The 26097-nt window shown below is 33.7% G+C and carries 21 protein-coding genes; 15 read left to right on the top strand and 6 right to left on the bottom strand.

Translation table 11 applies throughout. The annotated features are described in order from the left end of the window. The first annotated feature begins 4 nt into the window (after window positions 1-4). The 7 genes from MHB58_RS09415 (at window position 5) to MHB58_RS09385 (ending at window position 8632) form a co-directional block, all read left to right on the top strand. Window positions 5-1003 carry an ATP-binding protein gene (locus tag MHB58_RS09415; RefSeq protein WP_340735087.1) on the top strand — a complete coding sequence of 333 codons (999 nt, stop codon included), beginning with the start codon at window positions 5-7 and terminating at the stop codon, window positions 1001-1003. Between the two features lie 1668 nt (window positions 1004-2671). Further along, the gene (locus tag MHB58_RS09410; protein ID WP_231918729.1) at window positions 2672-3142 is read left to right on the top strand and encodes a GNAT family N-acetyltransferase; all 471 of its coding nucleotides are present in this window, start codon (window positions 2672-2674) and stop codon (window positions 3140-3142) included. Between the two features lie 537 nt (window positions 3143-3679). Then, window positions 3680-4054, top strand: coding sequence for a hypothetical protein (locus MHB58_RS09405; protein WP_340735086.1), 375 nt, complete (start codon window positions 3680-3682; stop codon window positions 4052-4054). Between the two features lie 97 nt (window positions 4055-4151). Continuing rightward, the gene (locus tag MHB58_RS09400; protein ID WP_340735085.1) at window positions 4152-4835 is read left to right on the top strand and encodes a DarT1-associated NADAR antitoxin family protein; all 684 of its coding nucleotides are present in this window, start codon (window positions 4152-4154) and stop codon (window positions 4833-4835) included. An 85-nt stretch (window positions 4836-4920) separates the two neighbouring features. Beyond that, complete coding sequence (locus MHB58_RS09395; RefSeq protein WP_340735084.1) at window positions 4921-6333, top strand: 3'-5' exonuclease; 1413 nt, start codon at window positions 4921-4923, stop codon at window positions 6331-6333. Between the two features lie 14 nt (window positions 6334-6347). Beyond that, on the top strand, window positions 6348-7034 hold the full coding sequence (locus MHB58_RS09390) for a DarT ssDNA thymidine ADP-ribosyltransferase family protein (protein ID WP_340735083.1): 687 nt from the start codon (window positions 6348-6350) through the stop codon (window positions 7032-7034). After that, window positions 7031-8632, top strand: coding sequence for an ADP-ribosylglycohydrolase family protein (locus tag MHB58_RS09385; protein ID WP_340735082.1), 1602 nt, complete (start codon window positions 7031-7033; stop codon window positions 8630-8632). The genes MHB58_RS09390 and MHB58_RS09385 overlap by 4 nt, the downstream gene beginning before the upstream one ends. A 140-nt stretch (window positions 8633-8772) precedes the next feature. Here the strand turns inward: MHB58_RS09385 and MHB58_RS09380 are convergent, their stop codons facing one another. Continuing rightward, the gene (locus MHB58_RS09380; RefSeq protein ID WP_340735081.1) at window positions 8773-9120 is read right to left on the bottom strand and encodes a helix-turn-helix domain-containing protein; all 348 of its coding nucleotides are present in this window, start codon (window positions 9118-9120) and stop codon (window positions 8773-8775) included. Window positions 9121-9246: 126 nt separating this feature from the next. Here MHB58_RS09380 and MHB58_RS09375 point away from each other — a divergent pair, with 126 nt between their 5' ends. The 3 genes from MHB58_RS09375 to MHB58_RS09365 all read left to right on the top strand — a co-directional run bounded on the left by MHB58_RS09375 (window position 9247) and on the right by MHB58_RS09365 (window position 12973). Then, a complete protein-coding gene (locus tag MHB58_RS09375) occupies window positions 9247-10239 on the top strand; it encodes a DGQHR domain-containing protein (protein WP_340735080.1) in 993 nt (330 codons plus the stop codon). Window positions 10240-10300: 61 nt separating this feature from the next. Continuing rightward, window positions 10301-11428: a hypothetical protein gene (locus MHB58_RS09370; protein ID WP_340735079.1), complete on the top strand. Its 1128-nt coding sequence runs from the start codon at window positions 10301-10303 to the stop codon at window positions 11426-11428. 18 nt (window positions 11429-11446) lie between these two features. After that, the gene (locus MHB58_RS09365; RefSeq protein WP_340735078.1) at window positions 11447-12973 is read left to right on the top strand and encodes a hypothetical protein; all 1527 of its coding nucleotides are present in this window, start codon (window positions 11447-11449) and stop codon (window positions 12971-12973) included. 441 nt (window positions 12974-13414) lie between these two features. On the opposite strand, the gene MHB58_RS09360 is transcribed toward MHB58_RS09365, so the two are convergent. Together MHB58_RS09360 and MHB58_RS09355 are read right to left on the bottom strand one after the other, a co-directional pair. After that, entirely contained in the window at window positions 13415-14932 is a 1518-nt protein-coding gene (locus MHB58_RS09360) for a transglutaminase domain-containing protein (RefSeq protein ID WP_340735077.1), read from the bottom strand. An 18-nt stretch (window positions 14933-14950) separates the two neighbouring features. Continuing rightward, window positions 14951-15490: a GNAT family N-acetyltransferase gene (locus MHB58_RS09355; protein WP_065215969.1), complete on the bottom strand. Its 540-nt coding sequence runs from the start codon at window positions 15488-15490 to the stop codon at window positions 14951-14953. A 544-nt stretch (window positions 15491-16034) separates the two neighbouring features. Between MHB58_RS09355 and MHB58_RS09350 the strand changes: the two genes are divergently transcribed. The 4 genes from MHB58_RS09350 to MHB58_RS09335 all read left to right on the top strand — a co-directional run bounded on the left by MHB58_RS09350 (window position 16035) and on the right by MHB58_RS09335 (window position 20286). Beyond that, a complete protein-coding gene (locus tag MHB58_RS09350) occupies window positions 16035-16373 on the top strand; it encodes a DUF485 domain-containing protein (RefSeq protein WP_008408769.1) in 339 nt (112 codons plus the stop codon). Between the two features lie 2 nt (window positions 16374-16375). Beyond that, on the top strand, window positions 16376-17926 hold the full coding sequence (locus tag MHB58_RS09345) for a solute symporter family protein (RefSeq protein ID WP_014823874.1): 1551 nt from the start codon (window positions 16376-16378) through the stop codon (window positions 17924-17926). A gap of 492 nt (window positions 17927-18418) precedes the next feature. After that, window positions 18419-18745 (top strand): DUF485 domain-containing protein, encoded by a 327-nt coding sequence (locus MHB58_RS09340; RefSeq protein WP_008408773.1) that lies wholly within the window; start codon window positions 18419-18421, stop codon window positions 18743-18745. Next, complete coding sequence (locus tag MHB58_RS09335; RefSeq protein ID WP_014823875.1) at window positions 18742-20286, top strand: solute symporter family protein; 1545 nt, start codon at window positions 18742-18744, stop codon at window positions 20284-20286. The genes MHB58_RS09340 and MHB58_RS09335 overlap by 4 nt, the downstream gene beginning before the upstream one ends. A 106-nt stretch (window positions 20287-20392) precedes the next feature. Here the strand turns inward: MHB58_RS09335 and MHB58_RS09330 are convergent, their stop codons facing one another. Then, window positions 20393-20890, bottom strand: a complete 498-nt coding sequence (locus MHB58_RS09330; RefSeq protein WP_014823876.1) for a 4'-phosphopantetheinyl transferase family protein — start codon at window positions 20888-20890, stop codon at window positions 20393-20395. A gap of 141 nt (window positions 20891-21031) precedes the next feature. On the opposite strand from MHB58_RS09330, the gene MHB58_RS09325 reads away from it, so the two are divergent. After that, window positions 21032-21172: a hypothetical protein gene (locus MHB58_RS09325; RefSeq protein ID WP_014823877.1), complete on the top strand. Its 141-nt coding sequence runs from the start codon at window positions 21032-21034 to the stop codon at window positions 21170-21172. 223 nt (window positions 21173-21395) lie between these two features. On the opposite strand, the gene parC is transcribed toward MHB58_RS09325, so the two are convergent. Both parC and parE read right to left on the bottom strand, forming a co-directional pair. Then, window positions 21396-23825, bottom strand: a complete 2430-nt coding sequence (gene parC / locus MHB58_RS09320; RefSeq protein ID WP_014823878.1) for a DNA topoisomerase IV subunit A — start codon at window positions 23823-23825, stop codon at window positions 21396-21398. After that, window positions 23825-25798, bottom strand: coding sequence for a DNA topoisomerase IV subunit B (gene parE / locus MHB58_RS09315; protein WP_014823879.1), 1974 nt, complete (start codon window positions 25796-25798; stop codon window positions 23825-23827). The genes parC and parE overlap by 1 nt, the downstream gene beginning before the upstream one ends. Between the last annotated feature and the right edge of the window lie 299 nt (window positions 25799-26097).

Genomic DNA, 26097 nt, shown 5'->3' with positions numbered 1-26097 from the left:
TTATATGACCTATGCAAATATTTCTTCGAATAATCATCCAATTGAAACAGGTCGTTATATTATAAGTACCAACCAAATAACAAATGGGCAGGCTCTTATTAATAATTGGATTAAGATGAGAATACCCGGTGCTATTATTTATGGCAAACAACGTATGGGAAAAACTAAGCTAATTAATTATGCCCAACATATTTTAAATAACAATCCAGAATACGTAATACCCAATTATCATATTAAGTGGACTAACCATTCTTCAAAAGAAAATACATTCTTTGAACTAATGTTAGATTCAGTGAATCATAGCATCCCCTTTGAAGGCCGACCTATAGAAAAAAGAAGAAGGTTAAGTAACTACTTGTTAAGTGTTGCAGAAAAATCTAAACAGAACAAAATTATATTTTTTATCGATGATGCACATAGATTAAAAAAGCAAGATTATGAATGGCTTATGGATATATATAATGATTTAGAGAGCTTTGGAATTAGTCTAATTTCTTTTCTTGTTGCTCAAGAAGAAATCCTTTATGTCCTTCAAGACTTAAAGCGGAGAAAAGCTATGCAAATTATAGGCAGATTTATGACGGATGATTATAGATTTACCGGTTTTATTGAACAAAAGGATTTTGAAGATTTACTAGATGAATATGATCAATATACTGAGTTTCCAGTTAACAGTAATATCACATTTACAGAACATTACTTTAAAGAACAATATGATGCAGGCTTTCGTTTAAAAAATTATTTACCACAATTTTTCGCAGCAATGAACCATATCCAATCAACTCATGGAATAGTCGAATTTAAGGAAATTCCTGCTATGTATGTTATCCGAACGATTGAAAATGTCCTTATAGATTATGGGAATTTTGGTGAGAAAGTTTCAGAGATAACGATACAACATTGGGTAACTGCAATTGAAAATTCTGGTTATATTACAGCTAACGCTAATTTATATAAATCAAAACAATTGGATGAATCTTATTTAAATAAGCAAAATTATTAATTAAAGTAGAGGCAGGACTGTACATATTAAATAAGTACAGTCCTTCATCATATGGTGATAATTAGGATAAACTTTTTCGAGAACATAAGAATGTTTAGGGTTAATAAACAAACTGGGAAAAATTGAATTAAGCAAGTTGATTTCAGAGTTTAATGATGAATCAGAGACAAATTTTATTAGTATTATAAATAAGAATAGATTAGATCAAAAAATAAGAGATTATCAAAATGCCCAATTTAAATTACTCCAAATCCTAACGCTAATCGGGAATAGAATTTACGATGAAATTTACAAGCTTGAAAACCAAGAAAAAATGGAACCCTAATAGGATATTCCTTATTCGATCTTCGGAAATAACGTGTAGCTTTGGAATAAAGTTTGAGCAAAAGCACCTCGTAAATTCTTATTATACGATTAATAAGGAGAATCCATTTGAAAAAAAGATTGATCAAAACGGATTTTCCTTAGCATTTTTAAGTTTGGTTTTTATAAAAAAGTTTGATCATTTTCTACTTGAGTTACTCCATAAACGCGCCCATATTATGGAATAACTAAATTGAATCAATACGTTCACATAGTTAAGTACATGAAAATTCCCAAACGTCGATTCGGGAATGTTTATCAAATTGTTTACTAGTTTCTTTTGAATATATACACTGATAATAATTATAATTCTACTTTTAAAGTGAGGTCCGTGATGTGATAAAACTTAAAAAAGCTCTTTGGATAATAGGTTTCTTATTTATGTTGTTATATGGTGTCTTTGTTGCTGGGTACTCAACATCCCCTTTTTTTAAATATGCCCTACTTATAGGAGTGTTCTTTTGGTTAGTAGAATTACTGATTCAGCTAATAGAATATTTAGTTCCTCTTTTTAAGAAGATTCAAATGAAAAAATGATACAAGACCACCTTCCTTATTTAAGAAATGCGCCCAGATTGTGGAATAAGGGGGACATCCGTGAGTACATTTTCCTTAAGCGGATATTGTAACATTCTTATTGAAATAACTTGTTATTCCGAAAACAATTGCATAGAACAATGATAACAATAGCGAATATGAACCGTAATCAAAATTGAATAGAAGATTACCCCCAAATAAGGGTGTAGTAAAGATTAGGTAAAAAGGATACTGTATTGAAACTATTACATCTAAAATACCATTACCAATCATAACGGATTTAAAGGTTGTGATTACAAATACAATTACCCCTGATATTACACCGAATACAGAGAAAATCTTTAAAAACTTGCTATCGTTTTTAGTGTACATTAGTAAAAAAAACATAAACAATATAGTCACAGTAATATTGAGAATACCCATATTTATATCTGGATGCTTTAAGGCAGGCATAAAATTTATTAAAAATGCCAATAAATATGTTCCTATTAAAATTATTAAGAGTTTATTATTTATAGTAACTCTCCTCCTTTTTATGAATACCTTGTCTAACCTTTTAATATTTAAATTTTCTCAAAAAGATTTTCAGACTGAAATATTCCCGAAATTTGAATAATTAGAGTAGTTTTGTATCATTTAGTGTAATTATACACTAAAAAGTTAATTTGTAAATATATAACAGATGCTTCATGAGTTACTCTTCAATTTGGTGCTATAATTGAATAAAGCACTTTTTATTTTGATTAAATTCGAAATGAGGGATTTTAATTGATAGAACAGATAAATAGCGAAAATAAAGAAAAAGTAATTTCGTTTTTCAAGGAACATTGGGGAAGTTCTGAAATGATTATTTCATCCGGTATCTATAAGTGTGAAAATTTGGATGGTTTTATTTATGAAGAAAATCACCAAATTGTTGGTTTAATTACATATGTAATCAAATGTGATGAGGTTGAAATCATTTCATTAGATAGTATCCTAGAGGGGAAAGGTATTGGGACAGTTCTAATTGAAAAGGTCGAAAATGTAGCGAAGCAAAAACAAATAAACATAGTAAGTTTAGTCACTACTAATGATAATTTAAATGCATTAAGATTTTATCAAAAAAGAGGATATAGAATTACCTCTATTATCCCTGATGCTGTAAATGAAGCTCGAAAAATAAAAGCTTCAATCCCTTTAATAGGCAATGATGGAATACCACTAAACGATGAATTAGAATTGAAAAAAATAATCTAAACAATACAATTTAATTCAAATAACGTTTCAAAATTAAAGTTTGGATTCAATAGTCGGTAAACATTGTTGTAGCAGCGTTTACCGATTCTTTATTGGAACATTGTTGAAATACGGGTTTTATGCAAGTCAATTAAACGTTACTAAAGCAGCTTTTATACTAGTTGTGCATGATCTTTAATTTGCATAAGAACTTGTTTAGCCATTCTTTTTTATCGGTATAACATCTTCTCTAACACCCCCAAGAAAAACGTTGCTCCACAATATGGCCCGATTGTGGAATAAGGAAACCTGCATTTAGGTTTTTATCAAACTTTATTATAAATGATCCAACTTAAATATAACTTATCAATCTTTATTAAAAAACCACATAACGAAGGTTTTTTATTTTTTCACCACCCATAATAATATTATTGTTCAATAAGGTGAATATTGTGGACCAAAAAGACCACCAGTACGGTAAATTGAGCCACTCAGTGCTGAATGGAGAGCCATTAACTCAAATTACCTAGGTATTAAAGAGATAGCAGGAACTTAGTTATGCTTGATCGAAGCCAGGTTTTATATCGAGCAGCGGGCATGATAGCTTCGTTTGGCAGAGCCAACATGTATTCAGCTAGTTCTCTGTCGCAACAATCATGCCCGCAGCGGCTTGATGTCAAACCGTTCGAGCTTATCCATAGCCCTGAAAAGAGAGATAAATTCACCTTAAATTGCGGCGTGGTATACAACACTGCAACAGGTGGCTTAAAGCTCCGCACTGCTTACTCAAGTGCTCCACAGTACTCAATAGGGCTTATTTATATTTATAGGTCTAGCATTTTTTCTGTAATGTGGTTTGATTGTGGTATAAGAAAAAAAGTAATTACTATTTATAAAGCATTTCAAGATGGACATGTAAAAAGGAACTTGTAATTTAAGTTTCAAAATTCCAAAAAGAATTCTATTTATAGGTGTATTTTGTAGACTTTCTTGTTAAAATTAGAACTAACGTTCTTATGGAGGGATTGAAATGGCCAAGAGACCAGTATTTATAGCTAATTTAGAAGGTAACTGCTATTTCAAAGAAATTGAAGTTGAATTTAGTTGGAATGGAAATACAGATTTAAGTGATTATTATAAATCTATAGAATCATTACATGAAAATTTTAAGTTAAAAACCACAAACAAGTATAGGATATTGGAAGTATCCACAAAATCTAAAAAAGAATTGGGCAAGAGGCTAAGCGCTTTTAATTTACATTTTATCACTAAGAACAATCAGAAATTTACAGTAGAATCATTATTCCAAGGAAGTAAAGTTTTTGAAAATGGAGGACCATATCAAGATTTATATTATAAATCTTCGTTAGCAGCCAAAAAAGATGGAAGAGTAAAAAAATCAGGAGATATAATCGGATTTAAATACTTTAACAGACGTTTTGAAAATTATCCTACTACTTACTTTTATGATTGGTTATATATAAATACACTTTGTTTAAATCAAAATTTATTAGAAGAAATTTTATATTATGACGCATTTAGTGATATTGAATTTAATCCAAAATACTCTGTGAATTGCCAAGCTAAAACACTGGCTTTACTGAAAAGTATTGTGATACGTGGTGAATTAGAAGCTGTATTAGAAAATCAGAAATTTTTAAGAGATATATTAATTCAATGTTGTTCTGAAATTAATCAAGAAACTTTATTTTAAGAATAAAAGTAACTGCATTTTATTAAATGTAGTTACTTTTTTATATATTATTGGTATATTTTAATAAAAAGGGGTTGAATTAGAAATGTCTATGCCTAGTCCAATTGGATTACAAAAAGAAGTTGTAGCATTACCGCCGGAAGGCCATTTTATAGTCTTAGGTACGGCAGGTAGCGGAAAAACTACAATGGCAATTTATCGTGCAAGATTGTTAGATCAACTTAATAAAGGGAGAGTACTATTTGTAACCTTTAATAAGACACTGGTTACTTATTTAAAATCAGTTGGTCGGGGATTCTTAAATAACGTTGATGTAGTTAATTATCATACTTTCGCAAGAGGATACCTAAACTCAGTTGGAAAGATGGGATATAATGTTATAGTTCCTTCTGGTAAATATCATGCGAATTGTAAAAAAAACCTAGTAGAACAATCAATATATTCAATAAAACAAGAGGAGCAGTGGACAGTACATTTTGATAAAAATATAGAGTTTTATCTTGAAGAAATAAATGTAATTCAGAAGTTAGGAATTTCTACTTTAGAACAATATATAAACAAATCTTCAAATAAGAAGTTTGATCAAGGAGAAAAAGAGTTCATTTATTTAGTTTTTGATAGATATCTAGAAATTAGAGATGAGAAGGGTTATCTTTATGATTTTGAAGATATTGCAAGCTCTGTTTTAAATGAATTATTACAAGATACAAGCGCAAGAAGATATAGACATGTGGTTATCGATGAAGGTCAAGACCTGTCTCCAATAATGATTGAATCATTAATAAGTGCTGTGCCATCGAATGGTAGTGTTTCGTATTTTGGGGATGTAGCTCAACAAATCTATGGAAGTGATTTTTCGTGGAGAGATGCTGGATTTAGAAATGAAGTTTTTTGGACTTTTGAGCAAAATTATAGAAATACAATTGAAATAGCAGAATTGGCTTTAAAGATTGCGGAATCCAATTATTATACTGATATTCCTGACATGGTCTCTCCAAAATTTCCTAAAGCAAATGGACCTAGACCTGTATTAGTTCACTGTGACAATAATAGTGAGTTAGACTTTCTAGTAAATAATGTAGCTCATCTTAGTAATAATGAAAGCGTCGGAATTCTCGTGAGAACTAGGGAACAAGTCAATTTAGTAATAAATAAATTTGCACAAAATGGAATAAAGTGTATTGAACTTAGAAGGGATATGAATATATGGGTAGCTGAACCTACTATCTATGTTGGGACTATACACTCAGCTAAAGGATTGGAGTTTGATGTAGTGTGTTTAGCATTTGCAGATGATGATAATTATCCAAATGAACAAAAGATTAATTTAACAGAAAGTTATGAACTTGCATGTATGGAAGACATAAAATTACTTTATGTAGGGGTTACTCGTGCTAAACGAGGGATCTTTTTAACGTTTAGTAATAAACTTACTGAATTACTACCATCAACTAGTGAATATAAATATCAATACTCTTACTATAATGGCAATGATTAAGAGGAGGGATGATTATGAGTGAATTAATTGCAAGTGAAATTAGAAGTAGAGATATAACCAGATTATGTCATTTCACTAAGACCAACAAATTACTGCATATTTTAACATCTGAAGACGGTATAGTAGCAAATACATTTTTAGAAGATGTAAAGGAGACGCTACAAAAAAATGATGAAAAAAGATATGATAATAAAGAGGATCATATTTGTTGTTCTGTTCAATATACTAATGCTTGGTATTTAAGAAGAATTAGAGAGTCAGATCCTGTCTTTAAAGATTGGGTTGTAATCTTTATTGATCCTTTAATTATGTTAGACGACACAACATATTTTTGCTATAGAAATGCAGCTGCTAATTTTGGAGCATTAGTTAGTAAAGGAGAACAAGCTTTTTCTAAGATGTTTGCTCAAGTAGTTCAAGGTCAATATACAATAACACGTCCACCGAGAATGTTACCAAATTCAACTACTGATGGGCAGGCTGAGGTTTTAATTTATAAAAATATACCAAGAGAAAAAATTACTGGTATTGCTGTACCAAATGAAGATCAAGCAAAAATACTTGGTGCAATATTTACAGTATTAACTATACCAGATATCCCAATTATTATATCTCCAGACTTATTTTCAGACAGTTGGAATAGAAAAGTTAAACAAGGCCAACCGATAAATGAGTATGTATATGAGGGAGAATTATTATGAATATTACACAAGACAAAATATTTTTAGATAAATATTTGGGTGGTTTATTAGCATCTGCTATTGGAGATGCGTTAGGTTGGCCTCAAGAGCAAAATGCAAAAAATAGAAATCCAGAGTATACTCCAAAAATAGCATTTCGTGATTGGATACGCGAGTCAGGATCTAGGTTTCATTTACATGAAGAACCTATTAAAGCTGGTGAGTATAGTGATGATACTCAACTAATGTTAGCAACAGCAAGAAGTTTACTGAAAAAAGAAAAATGGTATGTGAATTTTGCTAAAGTCGAATTACCTTTCTGGTTATTATATGAACGTGGAGGTGGTGGAGCTACAAAAAGGTCATGCAAAAGTTGGGCGAAAGGAAAATCACCATGGAATGAAAGTGATATAAAACTACGTAGAAATTATTTTAATGCTGGTGGTAATGGTGTAGTGATGAGGATATTACCTCATGTATATCATTCTGCAACGGATAGAGAAAAAATGCGTTATGATATTTTTAGAAATGGTATAGCTACACACGGACATCCAAGAGCTTTAGTTAGTTCATTAATATACGCTGAAGCATTATTATTTTTAATTACTAAGAGTGATACACTAAAGTATGCGGAACTAATAGATTACTTAATTGATAATGAAAATCTTTGGAAGTCAGTACCTGAATTTGAAAATATGAATGATTGGCGTCAAAAAGCTGAGGAGATATATAACGAATCATATTTAAAAATTTGGGAAAATACAATAAGTGAGCTAAGAGAAGGATTGGTTGAATTAAAATTTAGACTTAAAAATGGCTTACTAGATAACACTAACGAAACGTTGAAGAAATTAGGATGTTTTGATAAATCTGTAAATGGTTCAGGAGTTAATTCTGTATTAATTGCATTTTATATCTTTTCTAAATTTGCGACTAATCCACAAACAGGCATACTTGAGGTAGCTTTTTTAAAAAATGCAGACACTGATACATTAGCTTCTTTAGTAGGTGGGTTATTTGGCTCGCTATATGGAACAGATTGGATACCTCTAGAATGGTGTAAGGTTCAAGACATGGAATATTTTAAATACGTAGTATCTCGAATGTCTGAACCTAAGCCTGAGCAAACTGTCATGGATGTTTGGAAAGAAAGTAAAAAGAAAAAACTTATAGATAATTTAAAAAATCGAACATTAGGTTCCCAATTTAAATTTTTTGTTTTGGATGGTTTGATACTAAAAGATAAGCATGTTAACAAAAATGTAGAAAGTAATAAGAAGTTTCTTATTGAGACATTTAAATTAGAATCAACGGCTGGTCAGACTATATATATAAAATCTATTAGTAATAAGCCTGCAGACAAGCCTACTCAAAACTCAAATTTTAAAAAAGCATCATTTAATGAAGAAAGAATTCAGTATATAAATTTGGTACGTATTAATCACTTGTTACCTAACATTTCTTTGAGGGACACTTTGGAGATAATACAATTATTTTATAATTCAAATGAAAGTAAGATTAATGATTTTCTAAAAAAATTCGAAGTTAGTAATTCTAAACAAACTATAAAAGAAGAGTTAAGAAGTCTTATTCTAAACCCCAACAAAACTTCCCACTGAAAATATACTTTTTAAAACTCACTATTTTAAACAATTAAATTAGTGAGTTTTTTTTATTATATTGATTATTCGATTTGTGGATTAAAAAAGCATTATTTCCATAATAGAACTATTGCTTTACTATATGGATACACTTATGTTCATTTATACATATGTTTTATTTCTTGAACAATATTGATAATTCTACTTAATTCTTGCTCATTAAAGTCATTCATTATATTTAATAATACCTTTAGCTTCTCTTGCTTATTAAAATAATGCTCATCAATGTCTAATCCTTCAAACTTTAATAATTCGATCGGTGATATTTCTAATCCATGCGCTATTTTTTCAAGTGTTTGCATAGTGATATTACGTTCTCCACGCTCAACACCTGCTAAGTAAGTGGTATGTAAACCGCATTTTTCTGCCAATTCTTCTTGCGTTAAACCATTAATTTTTCTAACTTCTCTAATGTTTGCACATATAACTTTAATTAGTTCTGACATTTTTTCACCTCACTTTAAGATTATGTGAGATTTAAAAATCCAAAAGATAATTATAAGCGCAAAAAACTTGAATACTATACATAAAAGTATTGTTATACTTAGTAGTAACAAAAAGGAGTTAAGAAATTGAATAATTTATTAAATTCAAATATTGCAATAGAAAATGTTGTCCAAACTAAAATGAGAGGCAGAGTAGCATATCAAGGTGCTGTCTCGTCGCAAATTGCTATACAGTTTTCTTATTCTAAGCTTTATAACGATCCATCAGGCAAAGGTTACCAGCGCCCAATAACAAAAAAGCGTTGTACGGATTTTGCAAACTATTTATCACAAGGGGAGGGCGCACTTTATACGCCTATTCTTTTGAATGCAGCAGGGAATTGGGAGTTTCATGCCTATGATAAAAATCGCCCTTCTTTTGGGAGATTATTATGTAAAAACAAGGCCGCTTTGATGGATGGCCAACATCGTCTCGGAGGAATTAAAGAATATATGGAAGAGACAGGATCTACATTAAATGTCCCATTCCTAGCATTTCATTATTTAGATGAAGATGAAGAAATTTTACTTTTCGATGTCATAAACACGAAAGCAAAGGGGATTGGAACTTCATTAAGCCGTTATCTTAACCGAAATACGGATGATTTAAGCTGGGTAGCTACAAACCTCATTCTTAAACCCGAAAGCCCTTTTTTCTCTAAAGGAACTTTAATAGGTATTCGAAGTAAAGAGCGTAATATCACATTACAAAATCTTTATAATATCGTTCATCTTCTAACAAAAGGTTCAGAGTTAGCTTCACTGCCGAAAGAGAAAAAGTTAAATTTAGCCCTATTTTACTTCAATTTAATTAAAGAATTGTTTCCCGATGAGTGGGATGATAATAAATTATATAGAATGACCCACATAACTTGTTTAAATGCATTAGCGATTGCAGGTAATACGATTCTAAATGAAAATTATCTTTCAAAATCGCAACAACCCGATTCAGTTAAAATCGCTAACAAAATGGCGAATTTAAGTAATATAGATTGGCTTTCTATTGGAGATTTAAAGTATTTAAAAGGGGTAGCCGGATCTAAAATGTTGGCTAAAGACATTTTGAATTGTGTTAAATAAGACTACTAAGCTGGCTAAAGCAATATGCTGTCAGCTTTTTTTTATAAAAGGGGAGATTAAAATGATTACTTGGTCAAATAATTGGATTTCAAATGATGAATCTATTTGGTCTATTTTGATGAAATTTAAAATAGCTAATGAAATTAACAATATTTATTTAAAAAGAAGTTACATTAGTTCCATAAAGAGTCAATATTTATTTGAAGATATATTTCCGTTTAATATAAATTACGATGTGCTATCTAAGCAATTGTCTATAGATCTTATACAATATTTCACTTCCCAAATTGAAAGATGGGGCCTACATAATCTGGAAAGCATGACTTTCAACAAAATAATCGCTAAAAGTTTTCGTTATTGCACACAATGTATTCAATCATGCTATCATAGTACGTTACACCAACTAAATATTTTTGAATTTTGTCCGTATCATCGCTTAGAACCCTTATTGAATACATGCAAGAAGTGCAAAGCTGTCCTTTCTTTAGAAAGTGTATTTTCAGAAAGAAGTTTCTATAAATGTGTTTGTGGTAAATATCTAGTAGAAAAACCTTTCTTTTTTACATTACAAAAAAAGTGGCAAGACACAGCTTTAATGACCTTTGAACGATATTTATTTTTACCAAATCAGCTCGTTTTCTTGAATAAAACTGTTTCTAGAAGGGAAAAGCAGAGTCATTTTTTCGATATATTAAATTGCATTGCTACAATTAAATTAACTAAATTGAAGGTTGGGTTGAACACAGCAACGTCTGGGAATTTAGTATCAATATATAAGGCCTATTTAAGACGTATAAGGAGACAATGTAAGAAAAAATGTTTGAAAAGCTACTATAAGATGGGACGACTAGCGTACTTATGCAGCCAGTGTAAGTGTTATTTAAAACTCCGATATCAATTTGAGGATATAAAATCTGAGTGGGATCTTTTTTCGACAGTTAGACTGAAGGAAGAAAAACAAAATTTCATTTATGTTCAAGATTATAATAATGGAAACTGTGTTTATATGTCTAAAGAAAATGATAAATACAATTTTGTTGGCTATATGTTATTTTATGACCTTAATATTTCTTACCACAAATTACTTAATTATGTTGAACATAATCTTTACGACGAAAATCATCTCGTAGCATTTATACTTACCACCAACACTGAAGAAGACAATATGTTTCTAACCGTTCACTATTAGATAACAGGGAGGGCTTCTATGTTTACCTGGAATAAGGACTGGATACAAGAACACGAATCAATATGGGGTATATTTGAAAAATTTAAATTTGCTAATCAAATTAATGGTAAAGAATTTTTTCGTTTGGTTGTGGGAAACAAAAAGGCAATTTATTTACCTACAAGTGTTAAAGAGAAGTCTATTGAAAATTTAATATCTAAAGCTAAAGATAGACTCTATATAATTTTAGAGATTGAAATAGATAAATATCTAGATAAAGAAAAAGATTTATTAAAATCTTCACCTTTATCAAGTTTAATTATTTTTAATCATAACTTATGTATCTGCCAAAAATGTATTTCTAATGGATTTCATAGTGTTTTCCATCAATTGAATTTTGTACAATATTGTCCTTTTCATACTGATGAGTATTTAACTGATAAATGTCCGAGTTGTAATAAAAATATCCGAGAATATAATTTGGGATTTTTAGAACCAGGTTTTTGTTGTGGAAATTGTCAATTTAACTTATTAAAAAAAACATTTCCTTTAGCTTTGAAAGAATGGAGAAATCCTAAAATACTAAGGGAAGATTTTATTACTACAATATTAAATACTAATTACCCCAACCATTTAGAAGCTAATTATGTATTTACAACAAAGCAATACGATCTTATAGCAAACAACAACATTGTTTACAACACACTATTTAAAACATATTTACGGGCTCAAAATAAATCGCTATCAGTATTAGTTGAAAAAAAGAATTCATTTAGTCCAGCATATAAAATTAAAGAAGACTCTATATTAAAAATAGGATATATACAAAGGGAATTGATTAAAGCTCTAGAAAATAAACATCCTTATGCAATTGAAAAAATAATTGAAATGAAAAATTCAAATTATATTAACTATTTAAATATGGTTTTAGATTTTGAACTTTTCAAGAGGTCCAAATCTATTCTAAAATCTGTTGATAGATATATTCAACGAAAATTAAATCGGAAAATAAATTTAAAATCATATTTAGAAGATAACACGGAGAAGGATCCGTATATTGAAGCTTATAAAGAATGGAAAATATCTTGTAATTATTTATACCGTATCCCATACAAAGAATTTAAACTTATAGGTATTAATGAATCAACCTTTGATTTTTCAATACCATTTACTTTTGATGAAACTCAAATTTATCCATATCTAGAAAATAGTCAAATTTTTGATAGAATAATGAGCAAGTTTAAAAATGAAAATCATTCATTTAGTTTGATAGCTAACGTATTTTGTAAATTATTATTTAATTTTTTATATATAAATTTCCAAAAATGTCTTTGTCATTCATTAAATATTAGTAAAAAAGGACAACAATTGCATAGCATGCCTCCATTTATTCAATTATTGCAACAAAAAGGAAAAATCATAAATAAAGTATCATTTATTAATTTCTTTGATTTATTTAATTTAGATTTAACTATGTCAGAAGACTCTAGTATAAAATGGGAAACAAGAACTTGGGACTTAGGTGCAAAAAATCTTAGAAAAGGCTGGTTTGTTGATTTACCATAAATCATTTTTATTACAAAAAAAAACTTCGTGTCTGGTTAAACAAACTGATTCGAAGTTTTTTATCTGTATAAAATTAATACTATAAGAAAAGTACTTTTAACGTATAGCAATAGAATATACAGCATTTATACATTTTGACTATATACTAAATTCAACAGGCACTAATATTGAATTTAAAAGGAAGATTATTTGTAATACAAAAAGTTGAACTTTCCTGTCCATAAAAATAGGGGAATATTAAAAGTTGGAGATTCCTGTCCTTTTACACGAGGAAAGTATACATTGAAGATTTTATAGGTATACAAAATAGGGACACGGTCATAATATATATTATAGGAAGTTAAGTCTCGTTTCAAAAGTATACTTATAATAGTGAGACGAAATACTTTTTTTAATGAAATGACCATAATATAACCGGATTCATATATTATGGTCATTTGCTTACTTTTTCAGTTGGATCGTTACGCTTTTAAACAGCTGTATATAAATAAAATTTTCATCAGTAAAATACTCTAACGCGTTTTGTTTACTTAACTGCTGCTCCAAGCCTGGTATTAACGCGGTTGGCATTTTCAATTGTGCCGGCTGATGGAATTCCACATTTTTTCGTTTACTTGTTATTTGTATATGTAAACCTCTATTAATATATATATCTACTGTTAATTGTTTACAACGATCTTCTACAATCAATTCGATTCCATCCGCGCTTTTAAACACCATTGGCTGACAATCCGCTTGTTGTTCAACTGATGCTACCCAGCTGTCCCCAAATGTATTTAACGGGACTTCCAAGCGATTTTCATCCGTTTCAACTCTTAGTGAATCTTCACTTTCTGTATCCGCTGAAAACAACTTTTGAATACTATTTGTCGTTTCATCAGCATACAAGACTTCCAATGTCGTTTCAGTTTCATAGATTCGTATAACTGGTTCCGCGCTTAACTGCGTCAATTCCTCAGCAGCAATTTCAAATTGATACAAATAGCGATTATGAGAATCATTCCTGAAATATAACAATTCATTTATAGAGAAACAAAATTGAATGTTAACAGAAAGTTTCTGTTTAGCCTGTAATGGATAATTCGCCAAGTTCATTTCATACAAATGACCATTTCCAGGATGCGGATAATATACACTAGTATTGACGACACAGCCATCATATAAACGATGAAATGCTTCAAATTTAGTACTCGTACAAATGGGATAATGATTTTCATTCCATTCATGATCAAGACGCATTTTCTCGTCCGCAACTAAAAAATAGCGATAGCGAACTTCTCTGCCTGGAATAGAACCGATATCATCCCAAGTCACGTCAACATGATACCAATGCCCATCAATTTGCACCATATTCCAAGCATGTCCCTCTGTTCCCTCACCCGCCGCTTTTCCAATCACATAATAACAAGGGATCTCCAAAACTTCCATCATCTTTTCAAACAAAAGCGCGTATGCCATACAAACACCGTGTTTTTCGTTCATAAACGTATATACAGCAAACGGCGAACCTTCTGTATGACGTTCATAGCTATACGTTCTGGCAATATAATCATGGACAATTAAGACCTTTTGCAACTCCGACATGTCTGGATGTATTCGATTCTTTAAAATGGTTTGAATTTCATCAACTATCCATTTTTCTTCCTGCCGCGCCATACGGTAACGCATCGTAAACTCAACTTTAATCCGGTTTTTCGTTAATTGGCGATATTTGTAGCTGCGCTTTTCACAATGCTGGGTATAAAATGGCTGTTCTAGATGGCACTGATCAAAAGCTTCCTTCAATAATTCATCGATTGGCATAGGCAGCTGTCCGTTAATGTGCAGCGTAAATTGCCTGTCCATACGCTCCATATGGGCAATAAGCGCCGGCAGCAACTGTTTTGCTGTAATGGTCGTTGTTTTGATTGAATTCCCTTGCCTTTTATACTGTTCGTAGCTTTCAAAATACGTTTTCACAATGTGTCGATACTCCTCTTATAACGCTTCCGTTTCATCTTCTTCAAATGAATTGAGCTTAACATATATTTCAACCATTTTCCCGTCCATTTCTATGGTTTTCTCCAAATGCATCCCGTTTTTTAATGCAATCTTTTTAGATCCTTCATTACCTACTTGTATTGCTGAAATATAACGGTGCAACCACATTTCTTCATCTGCGTATTTTGCCAATGCCTGAGCTGCTTCAAATCCATAGCCTTGTCCCCAGTAAGCGCGTTTAATCCAGTACCCAAGCTCAATTTCAAATGTATCATCAATAACTTGTGCAACAAGCCCTGCATGACCGATAAAATCGCCCGTTTGACGATGGATTAATTTATGTAATCCATAATCATCAAAATTACGGTACTGTTCCATCATCCGTTCGATTAATCGAATTGCATACTGTTCATCTTTTGTATGTCCATTTCCAATAAATTTCATCATAAATGGGTCCGAAACAAGCTCAATAACATGCGCAAGATCCTTATCTGAATACCGTTCAAAAGTTAATCGTTTCGAATTCAAATTCAACATACTGTCCCTCCATTTTAATATTTTTTTGATTCTTTATTTATAATATCCCGGGTTTTTTCTAACACATAGTCAAAATATTAATATTTAACTTTCAATTTTTGTAAATTACAATCGATTTATTCTACAAATTAAAATCAATAGGTTAAATAAAAATTTTTACATGTTAAGTATATCAAATTTTTACTATCACTTTTGTGTTATAGTACAATTTGCTGGATTGCTAAAAAAAAGCGAAAACTACAAATATTTTTAGTAGCGAAATATAATATTGTGCTTCATGTAATTTAAATTCTATCTAAAATATGTTTTTCTTTACTTTCTTTTTCTTGAATAATAATCTACTGTAAATTTAAAACACCACTCCTTCTATTTTATCTCCTTAAAACTTGATAATTCTACTTCATTCCCTTTTTAAACATTCCAAGTTTTCAGAAAAAATGTTATTGCATTATATTCCCCACCCTCTTACAATGAGTACTATTAACGGGTCCAAAGCGTAATATGCCGTTTAAAACAGAATAATTTTTCATAAGGGGGAATTCCGTTGAGTCAATTAGATAACAAAATCTCAGCGAAATGCGATGGTATTAACTATGATAAAATCGATCGCATGGAAACATTTAATCAGTTTGTAAAGAAGAAAAACACATTTTTATTCGGAATAACTATAACATTTTTGACATTTTACCTCTTATTACCGATCCTGGCATTCACTTCTGTGTTACAACAGAAAGCTGTCGGCAATATTACGTGGGTATGGGTTTACTCGCTTGCCCTATTCATTATGACCATTATTTTATGTACACTCTACGTAAAAATGGCATCAAAATTTGATAAAGCTGCAGCTGCCGTTTTACAAGAATATGAAAAGGCAGGTGCATAACGATGAATCTTGTTTCAGCAGGTTTCTTTATTGGTATCGTCGGTTTAACCTTGATCGTTACATATATCGCGGCTAGGAGAACTTCTTCAGCAAGTGATTTCTATACAGCTGGCGGTGGTTTAAAAGGTTGGCAAAATGGGTTTGCCATTGCCGGTGACTACTTATCGGCAGCTGCATTTCTAGGGGTTTCCGGAGCGATAGCATTAACAGGCTTTGACGGCTTCTTCTTTTCTGTCGGATATGTCGTTGCAAATTTAGTTCTACTATATATAATAGCAGAACCGATGCGTAATTTAGGACGCTATACTTTGGCTGATATGCTGACAGCGCGTTTTAATGAAAAACGGATTCGCGGTGTAGCTGCTACAGGCACGATCATTATCGTAATTTTGTATATGATAGCCCAATTGGTTGGTGCGGGCGCGTTAATTAAGCTTTTATTCGGTATTGAGTATTGGATGGCTGTTTTAATTGTAGGGGTCATGATGACGACGTATGTACTGTTCGGCGGAATGACGGCAACGAGCTGGGTACAGATTATTAAAGCAGGTCTATTATTGTTCGGTACAACATTATTGGCGTTTTTAGTATTTTCGAAGTTTGATTTTAGTTTAGTGAAAATGTTTGATACGGTTAGCACAAATTACGGTGACGAGTATTTAGTACCTGGTATGAAGTATACCTCTACAATCGATTCGGTTTCGATGATGCTTGCATTAGTGCTCGGTACATCAGGTTTACCACATATTTTAATGCGCTTCTTTACGGTAAAAGATGCGAAAACGGCGCGTGCATCGATTTCATGGACAACTTGGATTACAGCGATTTTCTTCTCGTTGACAATCTTCTTAGGTTTTGGCGCAATGCACTTCGTCGGGTTTGATAAAATCATCGCAGAAAATGCTGCGGGTAACACGGCTGCCCCGTTGTTGGCAGAGTTTTTAGGCGGCAATATTTTATTATCATTTATTTGTGCGGTTGCGTTTGCTACTATATTAGCGGTTGTATCCGGGTTAGTATTAACAGGTGCATCAGCGATTTCGCATGACATTTACGGTGAGATTCTTAAAGACGGGAAATTAACAGAAAAGCAACAAGTATTAGCAGCTAGAATTGGTTCGATTTCCATTGCAATTGTTTCTATCATTTTGGCATTATTTGCGCAAAGTTTAAACGTTTCATTCCTTGTATCCTTTGCATTTTGTATCGGGGCTTCGGCGAACTTACCAGTTATCCTTTACACGATCTATTGGAAGAAATTCAATGCAAACGGCGCGGTTGCAGCAATGGTTACCGGTTTAGTATCTTGTCTTGTATTAGGTGCGCTAGGCCCTAACATTTGGAGTCCTACAGGAAATGCGATTTTCGTAGGCGAACCGCTCGTGAACTTAGCAGTACCTGCCATTATTACGATTCCTTTAAGTTTCTTAGCAGGTTATTTAGGTTCTATATTAACAGCACATAAAGTGGAACGTGCAGAGTCAGAACGTGTTTATAAAGAGATCCGCGTCAAGGCACATACAGGTATTTCTGTACAAGATGTTTCTCATTAATTATTATAAGAAAGTAAATTAGATGAATAGATTAGAATGGTAGAAAACTGTCTCGAAAATATTTACTATTTTCGGACAGTTTTTTGCTTTTTTATACCACTTTTTTCATGAATATAACTTTTTGAATATACTGAATTCATATTTTTGTAAAATAAATTATTTTTTAAATATTACTTTTACTTATAGAAATGAATAATATTTTCTTATAATTAAATTTCTGATTTTTTGTAATACTTTAATGTTTAGACCCTTTCAAACCCATATAGCATATACCTTTTCACCAATTACCCAAAATATTACATTTTAATATTCTCCCCTTAATGTATTATTTTTTCTCTATTAAACTTATTTTTGCAGTAAATTTTTCCACATAATTTATTTAAAAAGTGTTGCAATTTTGTTACAGCTAAAATAGAATGAAAATGTAAAATCCTAAAAGCAGAATTTTACGTACATTAAGCAGTAATAATTATCACAAATGGGGGAATGTTTATGGGGAATAATCAAAAGCCGATTATTGATTATGAGAGAATTGCATCGCAGCAATCTTTCAGGCAACTTGCAAGAAAAAAGAATTCATTTTTATGGTCGATTACCGCAATTTTTTTAGTACTTTATATGTTATTACCAATCTTAACTTCGTTTACAGAAATCTTACATCAAAAAGCGATTGGTGACATTACATGGGTTTGGCTCTATTCTGCAGGTTTATTCATAATGACTTGGGGATTAGCTCACTTCTATGTAGCACGTGCTAATAAATATGACGCAGAAGCGAGAGCAATTATTGCGGAATATGAAGGAGGTAAAAGCAAATGAGTTTTACAGCGATATTCTTCTTCGTAGCAATCGTAGGTTTAACTTTAGTCATTACTTGGTGGGCGTCTAAACGTACATCTAGTGCATCAGACTTCTATACAGCTGGCGGTGGTTTAACGGGCTGGCAAAATGGTCTGGCGATTGCTGGTGACTATCTATCAGCAGCATCATTCTTAGGTATCGCCGGTTCGATTGCATTATTCGGTTTCGATGGATTCTTCTTCTCGATCGGTTACCTTGTAGCCTATTTAGTAGTTTTATATATCGTAGCAGAGCCATTACGTAACTTAGGCCGTTTCACATTAGCGGACATGATTACAGCTCGTTTCGATAAAGCAAAAGTTCGTGGTACAGCAGCATTATCTACGATTACAATTGTATTGTTCTACATGATTGCCCAGCTTGTAGGTGCAGGTGCCCTTATTCAATTACTGTTAGGTATTGAATACTGGATGGCGGTACTTTTAGTTGGTGTCATGATGACAATTTACGTATTATTCGGAGGTATGACAGCAACATCTTGGGTACAGATCATTAAAGCATGTCTATTAATGTTAGGTACTGTTATTATTTCATTCTTAGTATTAGCAAAATTCGACTTCTCTATCGCTACTATGTTTACTCAAATGACTACGGTAACTGAGCATGGTGAAGCTTACTTAAATCCAGGTTTACGTTATACAAATGGTATTGATACAATTTCAATGCTGATGGCGTTAGTACTTGGTACAGCAGGTCTTCCACACATCCTAATGCGTTTCTTCACAGTAAAAGACGCACAAACAGCTCGTTCATCAGTAATTTGGGCTACTTGGATTGTTGGTTTATTCTATGTATTAACGATTTTCCTAGGTTTCGGTGCAGCAGCATTCGTTGGTAAAGACGAAATCATAGCAGCGAACCCGGCAGGTAACATGGCTGCCCCACTTTTAGCACAAGCGCTTGGTGGCGACATTCTATTCTCATTCGTGTGTGCGGTAGCATTCGCAACAATCTTAGCGGTAGTAGCAGGTTTAGTGCTTTCAGGTGCATCTGCCCTATCACATGACATTTACGGTCAAATTATTAAAAAAGGTAAAGTTACTGAAAAAGAAGCGGTTAAAGCAGCTCGTATCGGTTCAATTATTATCTCAATTGTTTCGATTCTATTAGCTTTAGGTGCTCAAACATTAAACGTAGCATTCTTAGTATCATTAGCATTCTGTATTGCGGCATCAGCAAACTTACCGGTAATTATCTACACAATCTACTGGAAACGTTTCAACACATCAGGTGCGGTTACAGCAATGTTAACAGGTTTAATCTCTGCATTAATTTTAGTTGCCGTATCTCCAAACGTATGGAATCCGGTGGAAGGTAAAGCAATCTTTGTTGGTGAACCGTTAATTATGTTAACGAACCCGGCATTAATTTCTGTACCTCTTGGCTTCTTAGGCGGATTTATCGGTACATTAATTTCTAAAGAAAGAAATGATCTGAAATACCGTGAAGTTGAAGTAAAAGCTCAAACAGGTATTTCTGTACAAGACATTTCTCACTAAAATAACCTTCCTTACTTTGACGAGTTGAGGATAAACGAATCAGCCTCTAACACTGTTAGAGGCTGATTTCTTTATATATCTACTATTTACTACAAATGATTAAGGATTATTGAGCACTCGTATATAATTTCAAAACGTCTGAACAATCTTCATAACACACGCTCATCGAAAGGTTGTTATATGTAAATGAAGAAATATTGTAATCAAGAGCATAGCTATTTAATTCACACATATTTTCATGAATGCCCTCGCCTGTATATTTTAAAATCGCTTCTTTCCTCGTCCAAATCTCTGAAAACAGAGTGCCCGCTTTCAATTTGGTTTTTTCCTGTTCATGTAAAATCCAACCGTATAATGATTCCTCATAAGGGATTATCAAATGTTCCGCATCGATCCCAATATTCCCGATTGTACTGATTGCAACTACTAAAAACCGTTCTGTATGGCTCCAATTAATAAATTTTTCTTCACCGATTATATAAGGCTTGCCCCTTTCATCTTTTCGAATTCGAATATTAAATGTACTTTCGATAAGTTTTGACGCCCTCTTACCATCTACAAAAGTGGACTTATGTAAAAACTTCCGTAATAAAAAAAACGTCAAAATCCGCAGAATTTCTTGCCGGTTTTTGATGCTTTTTTTATATAATTTTCTATTAAAAACAGTAATATTCTCTTCAATATTTCATGGTACAATAGAAAAGCAGCATCCAGCTGACTCCTTTTGTAAAGGAGGTGTACTACTGTGTCTTATCCATCACGCAAAGAAAAGGCTAAGGCTGTTTCGGAAAAAAAGCGTAACGAAAAACTCGCCATTTTTCGCTATGTGACTGATCTTTTTCGTCTAGTCGATACAATTTATCGTTTTTTCCGAATGATGCTGTAAAAAATTTATTTTCACCACTTAGACTCGCCATCTAGGTGGTGTTTTTAATTTCAACTATCAAAAAGGGTAAATAAAAAAGCGATTGGGGGCCACCCAACCGCTCTGTACTACTGTAGATCCATCACGCATGAATCTTACTAACTTCATTGTATGAAAGTATGCCTTCCATGTCAATGAATTACTTTTATCTTATGTTTAGAATCCAGCTAATATACACGAATCCCTACTCTGTCTTCTCCACATAGGCGCGGCTAATTGCCCCATCGCCTTCTGTATCAATCCGCAGTGAACCGTTTGAATAACGGTCCGCTCTCGTTAAGGATGTCACAGAGATCGTTTCCTGTACGCCTTTTTCTGTCTCAATAGTAAACGTATTTCTAAAGTTGACAACTAAAATTGTAAAAATTCGGTGCGGGTTCGATTTCAACTCTTTTAAAATGACGACGCCGCGTTTTGCACGGTTGCCAAGTTCAAGTTCCGATAATAACATTCGTTTGACGGCACCGCGCTGTGTTACGATTACGAGCTCTTGTTCCTGATCCGGTTTTAACAATGCAACCGCCGCAAGGTACTCGCCCTCTTTAACAATAATCCCTTTAACTCCTGCTGTTTTCACACCTGTTACCGGAAGATCTTCCATAGGGAAACGGATTGTATAGCTCGTGTTTGTAGAAAGCAATACTTCTTCCTTATCCGTAACAAGACGCGCAAAAATCATCTCGTCTTCGCCTTTTAAATTCATTGTCTTAATCGGTTTCGAATAACGAGTGACGATATAGTCAGCAAGTGCCGACCGCTTAATTTGCCCTTCTTTTGTAGCGGTAAATACATACATATTCGGTTGCTCAAATGTTTCAATACCGATGACTTCGATAATTTCTTCGTTTGAGTCGATCGGCACAATACTTGAAATATGCTGTCCGAGATCTTTCCAGCGAATATCCGGCAATTCATGTACCGGCTGGTAAATGTAGTGCCCTTTATTCGTAAACAGGAGTAAATGATGCTGCGTGTTCAAGTTAGCTTCATACAGCAAATAATCGGAATCCTTCATCGCAAAATCCTTGCCGTTTGACGCACTGTGTGAACGAAGACTTGTCCGCTTTACATAGCCGTCTTTTGTTACGGTTACGACAACTTCTTCACTTGGGACCAATACATCGCGCGTTACTTTAATTTCTTCGATTTCTGCTTCGATTGTAGAAAGGCGAGGTAAAGTAAAGCGTTTTTTAATGTCATTTAACTCGGACTTAATAACACGGATCAACTTCTTCTCGTCCTCTAAAATGGCTTTCAGTTTCACAACAAGTTCATGTAATTCATCTTGCTCTTTTTGCAGTTGTGTAATATCGGTATTCGTTAAACGGTAAAGTTGTAGGCTGACAATTGCTTCTGCCTGTTCTTCCGAAAAGCCGAATTTCTCGATAATGTTATTTTTCGCATCGCGTTTATCTTTTGAAGCACGGATTGTTTCAATCACTTCATCTAAAATAGATAGGGCCTTCATAAGACCTTCAACGATATGTAAGCGATCTTCTGCACGCGTCAAGTCATACTGGGATCTGCGGCGCACAATTTCCTTTTGGTGATCAATATACGCATCCAACATGAGCGGCAGTGTCATCATCATTGGACGACGGTTATGAATCGCAATCATATTGAAGTTATACGAAACTTGCAAATCTGTTGATTTTAATAGAAAGTTTAAAATCCCTTGTGCAGGTACATCTTTTTTCAGCTCCACAACAATTCGTAAACCATTACGGTCCGATTCATCGCGAATTTCGGAAATGCCGTCTAAACGGCGGTCATTTACACGCAACTCATCCATTTTACGAATCATGTTGGCCTTATTTACTTCAAATGGAATTTCTGTAATGATAATTTGCTCTTTATTGCCTTTTAGCTGTTCAATTTCTGTGCGTGAACGGACAATAATTTTCCCTTTTCCTGTTTCGTACGCTTTTTTAATGCCGTCAACACCTTGAATAATACCGCCTGTCGGAAAATCGGGACCTTTAATAACGGTCATCAGTTCATCGACTGTACAGCTTTTGTTATCCAGACGCATTAAAACCGCATCAAGTGCTTCCTGCAAATTATGTGGCGGAATATCCGTCGCATAACCAGCCGAAATCCCTGTTGCGCCGTTAACTAACAGATTTGGGAATCGAGATGGCAATACAGTAGGTTCCATATCCTGATCATCAAAGTTCGGGACAAATTCTACTGTATTTTTGTTAATATCACGTAACAGTTCAGCGGCAATTGCAGATAGACGCGCTTCCGTATAACGCATTGCGGCTGGCGGGTCCCCATCGACAGAACCGTTGTTACCATGCATTTCTACCAGCATATGACGGCTTTTCCAGTCCTGACTCATACGGACCATTGCATCATACACCGAAGTATCTCCGTGCGGGTGATAGTTACCGATTACATTTCCGACTGTTTTTGCCGATTTACGGAACGGTTTGTCAAAAGTATTACCTTCATGGAACATCGCATACATTATACGACGCTGAACAGGTTTTAGCCCGTCACGTGTATCCGGTAATGCACGGTCTTGAATAATATATTTGGAATAGCGACCAAAACGGTCACCCATTACTTCTTCTAAAGGCAAATCTTGAAATTTTTCTACAAAACTCATTATTCGTTAACCTCCTCATGCTGGATGAATTCATTTTCTAAAATGCTTGCATCCTCTTCCATGCCGAAGTTGACGTTTGATTCAATCCATTTACGGCGGGGCTCTACTTTATCGCCCATCAATGTCGTAATACGACGTTCTGCACGAGCACCATCTTCAATTTTAACGCGGATTAATGTACGTGTTTCGGGATTCATCGTTGTATCCCAAAGCTGGTCGGCATTCATCTCACCTAACCCTTTATAGCGCTGAATAATATAGCCTTTGCCGATTTTTTTCGTAGCTGCACTCAGCTCCTGTTCTGTCCAAGCATACATAAGCTCCTGCTTTTTGCCGGATCCTTTTGATACTTTATAAAGAGGCGGCAACGCAATATATACTTTTCCTGCTTCGATGAGCGGACGCATATAACGGTAGAAGAATGTCAGCAATAATACCTGAATGTGAGCACCATCTGTATCGGCATCGGTCATGATGACAACTTTATCGTAAGCGGCATCTTCCACCGAAAAATCAGCTCCGACACCGGCACCGATCGTATGGATAATCGTTGCGATTTCTTCATTTTTCATAATGTCCTGCAGCTTTGCCTTTTCGGTATTGATGACTTTACCGCGCAATGGCAAAATCGCCTGGAACGTCCGATCACGACCTTGCTTAGCCGAACCACCCGCAGAATCACCCTCTACTAGGTATAATTCATTTCTTGAAGCATTTTTCGACTGTGCAGGTGTCAACTTACCAGACAGAAGAGTACTTGATTTTCTCTTTTTCCCATTACGGGCATCATCACGTGCTTTACGTGCTGCTTCACGCACTTGTTGGGCACGAATTGCTTTACGCACTAAAGAAGCCGACAGCTCGGCATTTTCTTCAAGCACATACATTAATTGTTCTGAAACAACGGTATCAACGGCTGAACGAGCTTCAGATGTACCAAGCTTTCCTTTTGTCTGACCTTCAAATTGAAGCAGATTTTCAGGAATACGGACAGAAACAATTGCTGTCAGACCTTCACGAATATCGGTACCTTCCAGATTTTTATCTTTTTCTTTCAGTAATCCAATTTTGCGGGCGTATTCATTAAATACACGTGTCAGAGCTGTTTTGGCACCTGTTTCATGTGTACCCCCATCACGAGTACGGACATTGTTGACGAACGATAAAATCGTTTCGGAATAGCCGTCGTTAAATTGCAGTGCGAACTCCACTTCAATTTCTTGAATTGTGCCTTCTACATATTTAACCGGATGTAATACGTCTTTTTCTTCGTTTAAGTATGTGACGAACGCTTCAATCCCGTTTTCATAATAGAAAATTTCATGCTGTCCTTCTCCACGGGCATCGATCAGTTCAATTTTTAATCCTTTTAATAAAAATGCAGATTCACGTAAGCGCTCTGCCAATGTATCATAATTATATTTAATGACAGAAAAAATCGATGGATCCGGCAGGAAATGTACGAGTGTTCCTGTTTCCTTCGTTTTCCCGATCATATCAAGCGATGTCGCCGGTTTCCCGCCTTGCTCAAAGCGCTGGCGATAAATTTGGTTATCACGGTAAATCGTTACTTCCAAAAATGATGATAAGGCGTTTACAACAGATGAACCAACACCATGTAAACCACCACTTGTTTTATAGCCGCCTTGTCCAAACTTTCCGCCTGCATGAAGGATGGTGAAAATAATTTCCGGGGTTGGTTTACCCATTTTATGCATACCTGTTGGCATACCACGACCATGGTCACGCACGCTAATACTGTTATCTTCATGAATCTTCACGATGATATGATTTCCATATCCAGCAAGCGCTTCATCCACTGCATTGTCTACAATTTCATACACTAAGTGGTGAAGACCTCGACTATCTGTAGAACCAATATACATCCCTGGTCTTTTGCGTACGGCTTCTAAACCTTCTAATACTTGAATGGCATCTTCATTATACGAAATACCGGTTTGGTTTTTTACCAAATGTAATCCCCTCCAAAAATACAAACAAACGTTCTATTTACTACCTAATCGTACGCTCAAATATGCATGATGTCAATGTTTAAAGGTACTGATTTAGGCTTTGCAAAGATTAATTGTATCATCAAAAACGAACGTTTAAAAGCATATCCTTTAGTAGCAAACAATAAAATGTAACTTTTTCCCTGTTTTTTCACGATGGACGAAAAAATAATACCTCTTTCCTTCTATTAAAAAACATTGTAAAATATTCGATACATACTATTAGTACCAAGTAGTAATTCTGAATTCGAAAGGAGCAC

The organism is Solibacillus sp. FSL K6-1554, from assembly GCF_038005185.1.
GTDB classification, from domain to species: Bacteria; Bacillota; Bacilli; order Bacillales_A; family Planococcaceae; genus Solibacillus; species Solibacillus silvestris.
The sequence above is the reverse complement of the archived record's forward strand: the minus strand, read 5'-3'. Positions and strand labels throughout refer to the sequence as shown.

Coding starts and splice junctions, on each gene's coding strand:
- MHB58_RS09415 (WP_340735087.1), top strand. CDS start 5: ATGACCTATGCAAATATTTCTTCGAATAATCATCCAATTGAAACAGGT.
- MHB58_RS09345 (WP_014823874.1), top strand. CDS start 16,376: ATGAATCTTGTTTCAGCAGGTTTCTTTATTGGTATCGTCGGTTTAACC.
- MHB58_RS09395 (WP_340735084.1), top strand. CDS start 4,921: ATGTCTATGCCTAGTCCAATTGGATTACAAAAAGAAGTTGTAGCATTA.
- MHB58_RS09355 (WP_065215969.1), bottom strand. CDS start 15,490: ATGTTGAATTTGAATTCGAAACGATTAACTTTTGAACGGTATTCAGAT.
- MHB58_RS09405 (WP_340735086.1), top strand. CDS start 3,680: ATGCTTGATCGAAGCCAGGTTTTATATCGAGCAGCGGGCATGATAGCT.
- MHB58_RS09380 (WP_340735081.1), bottom strand. CDS start 9,120: ATGTCAGAACTAATTAAAGTTATATGTGCAAACATTAGAGAAGTTAGA.
- MHB58_RS09365 (WP_340735078.1), top strand. CDS start 11,447: ATGTTTACCTGGAATAAGGACTGGATACAAGAACACGAATCAATATGG.
- MHB58_RS09335 (WP_014823875.1), top strand. CDS start 18,742: ATGAGTTTTACAGCGATATTCTTCTTCGTAGCAATCGTAGGTTTAACT.
- MHB58_RS09390 (WP_340735083.1), top strand. CDS start 6,348: ATGAGTGAATTAATTGCAAGTGAAATTAGAAGTAGAGATATAACCAGA.
- parC (WP_014823878.1), bottom strand. CDS start 23,825: ATGAGTTTTGTAGAAAAATTTCAAGATTTGCCTTTAGAAGAAGTAATG.
- MHB58_RS09370 (WP_340735079.1), top strand. CDS start 10,301: ATGATTACTTGGTCAAATAATTGGATTTCAAATGATGAATCTATTTGG.
- MHB58_RS09385 (WP_340735082.1), top strand. CDS start 7,031: ATGAATATTACACAAGACAAAATATTTTTAGATAAATATTTGGGTGGT.
- MHB58_RS09340 (WP_008408773.1), top strand. CDS start 18,419: ATGGGGAATAATCAAAAGCCGATTATTGATTATGAGAGAATTGCATCG.
- MHB58_RS09400 (WP_340735085.1), top strand. CDS start 4,152: ATGGCCAAGAGACCAGTATTTATAGCTAATTTAGAAGGTAACTGCTAT.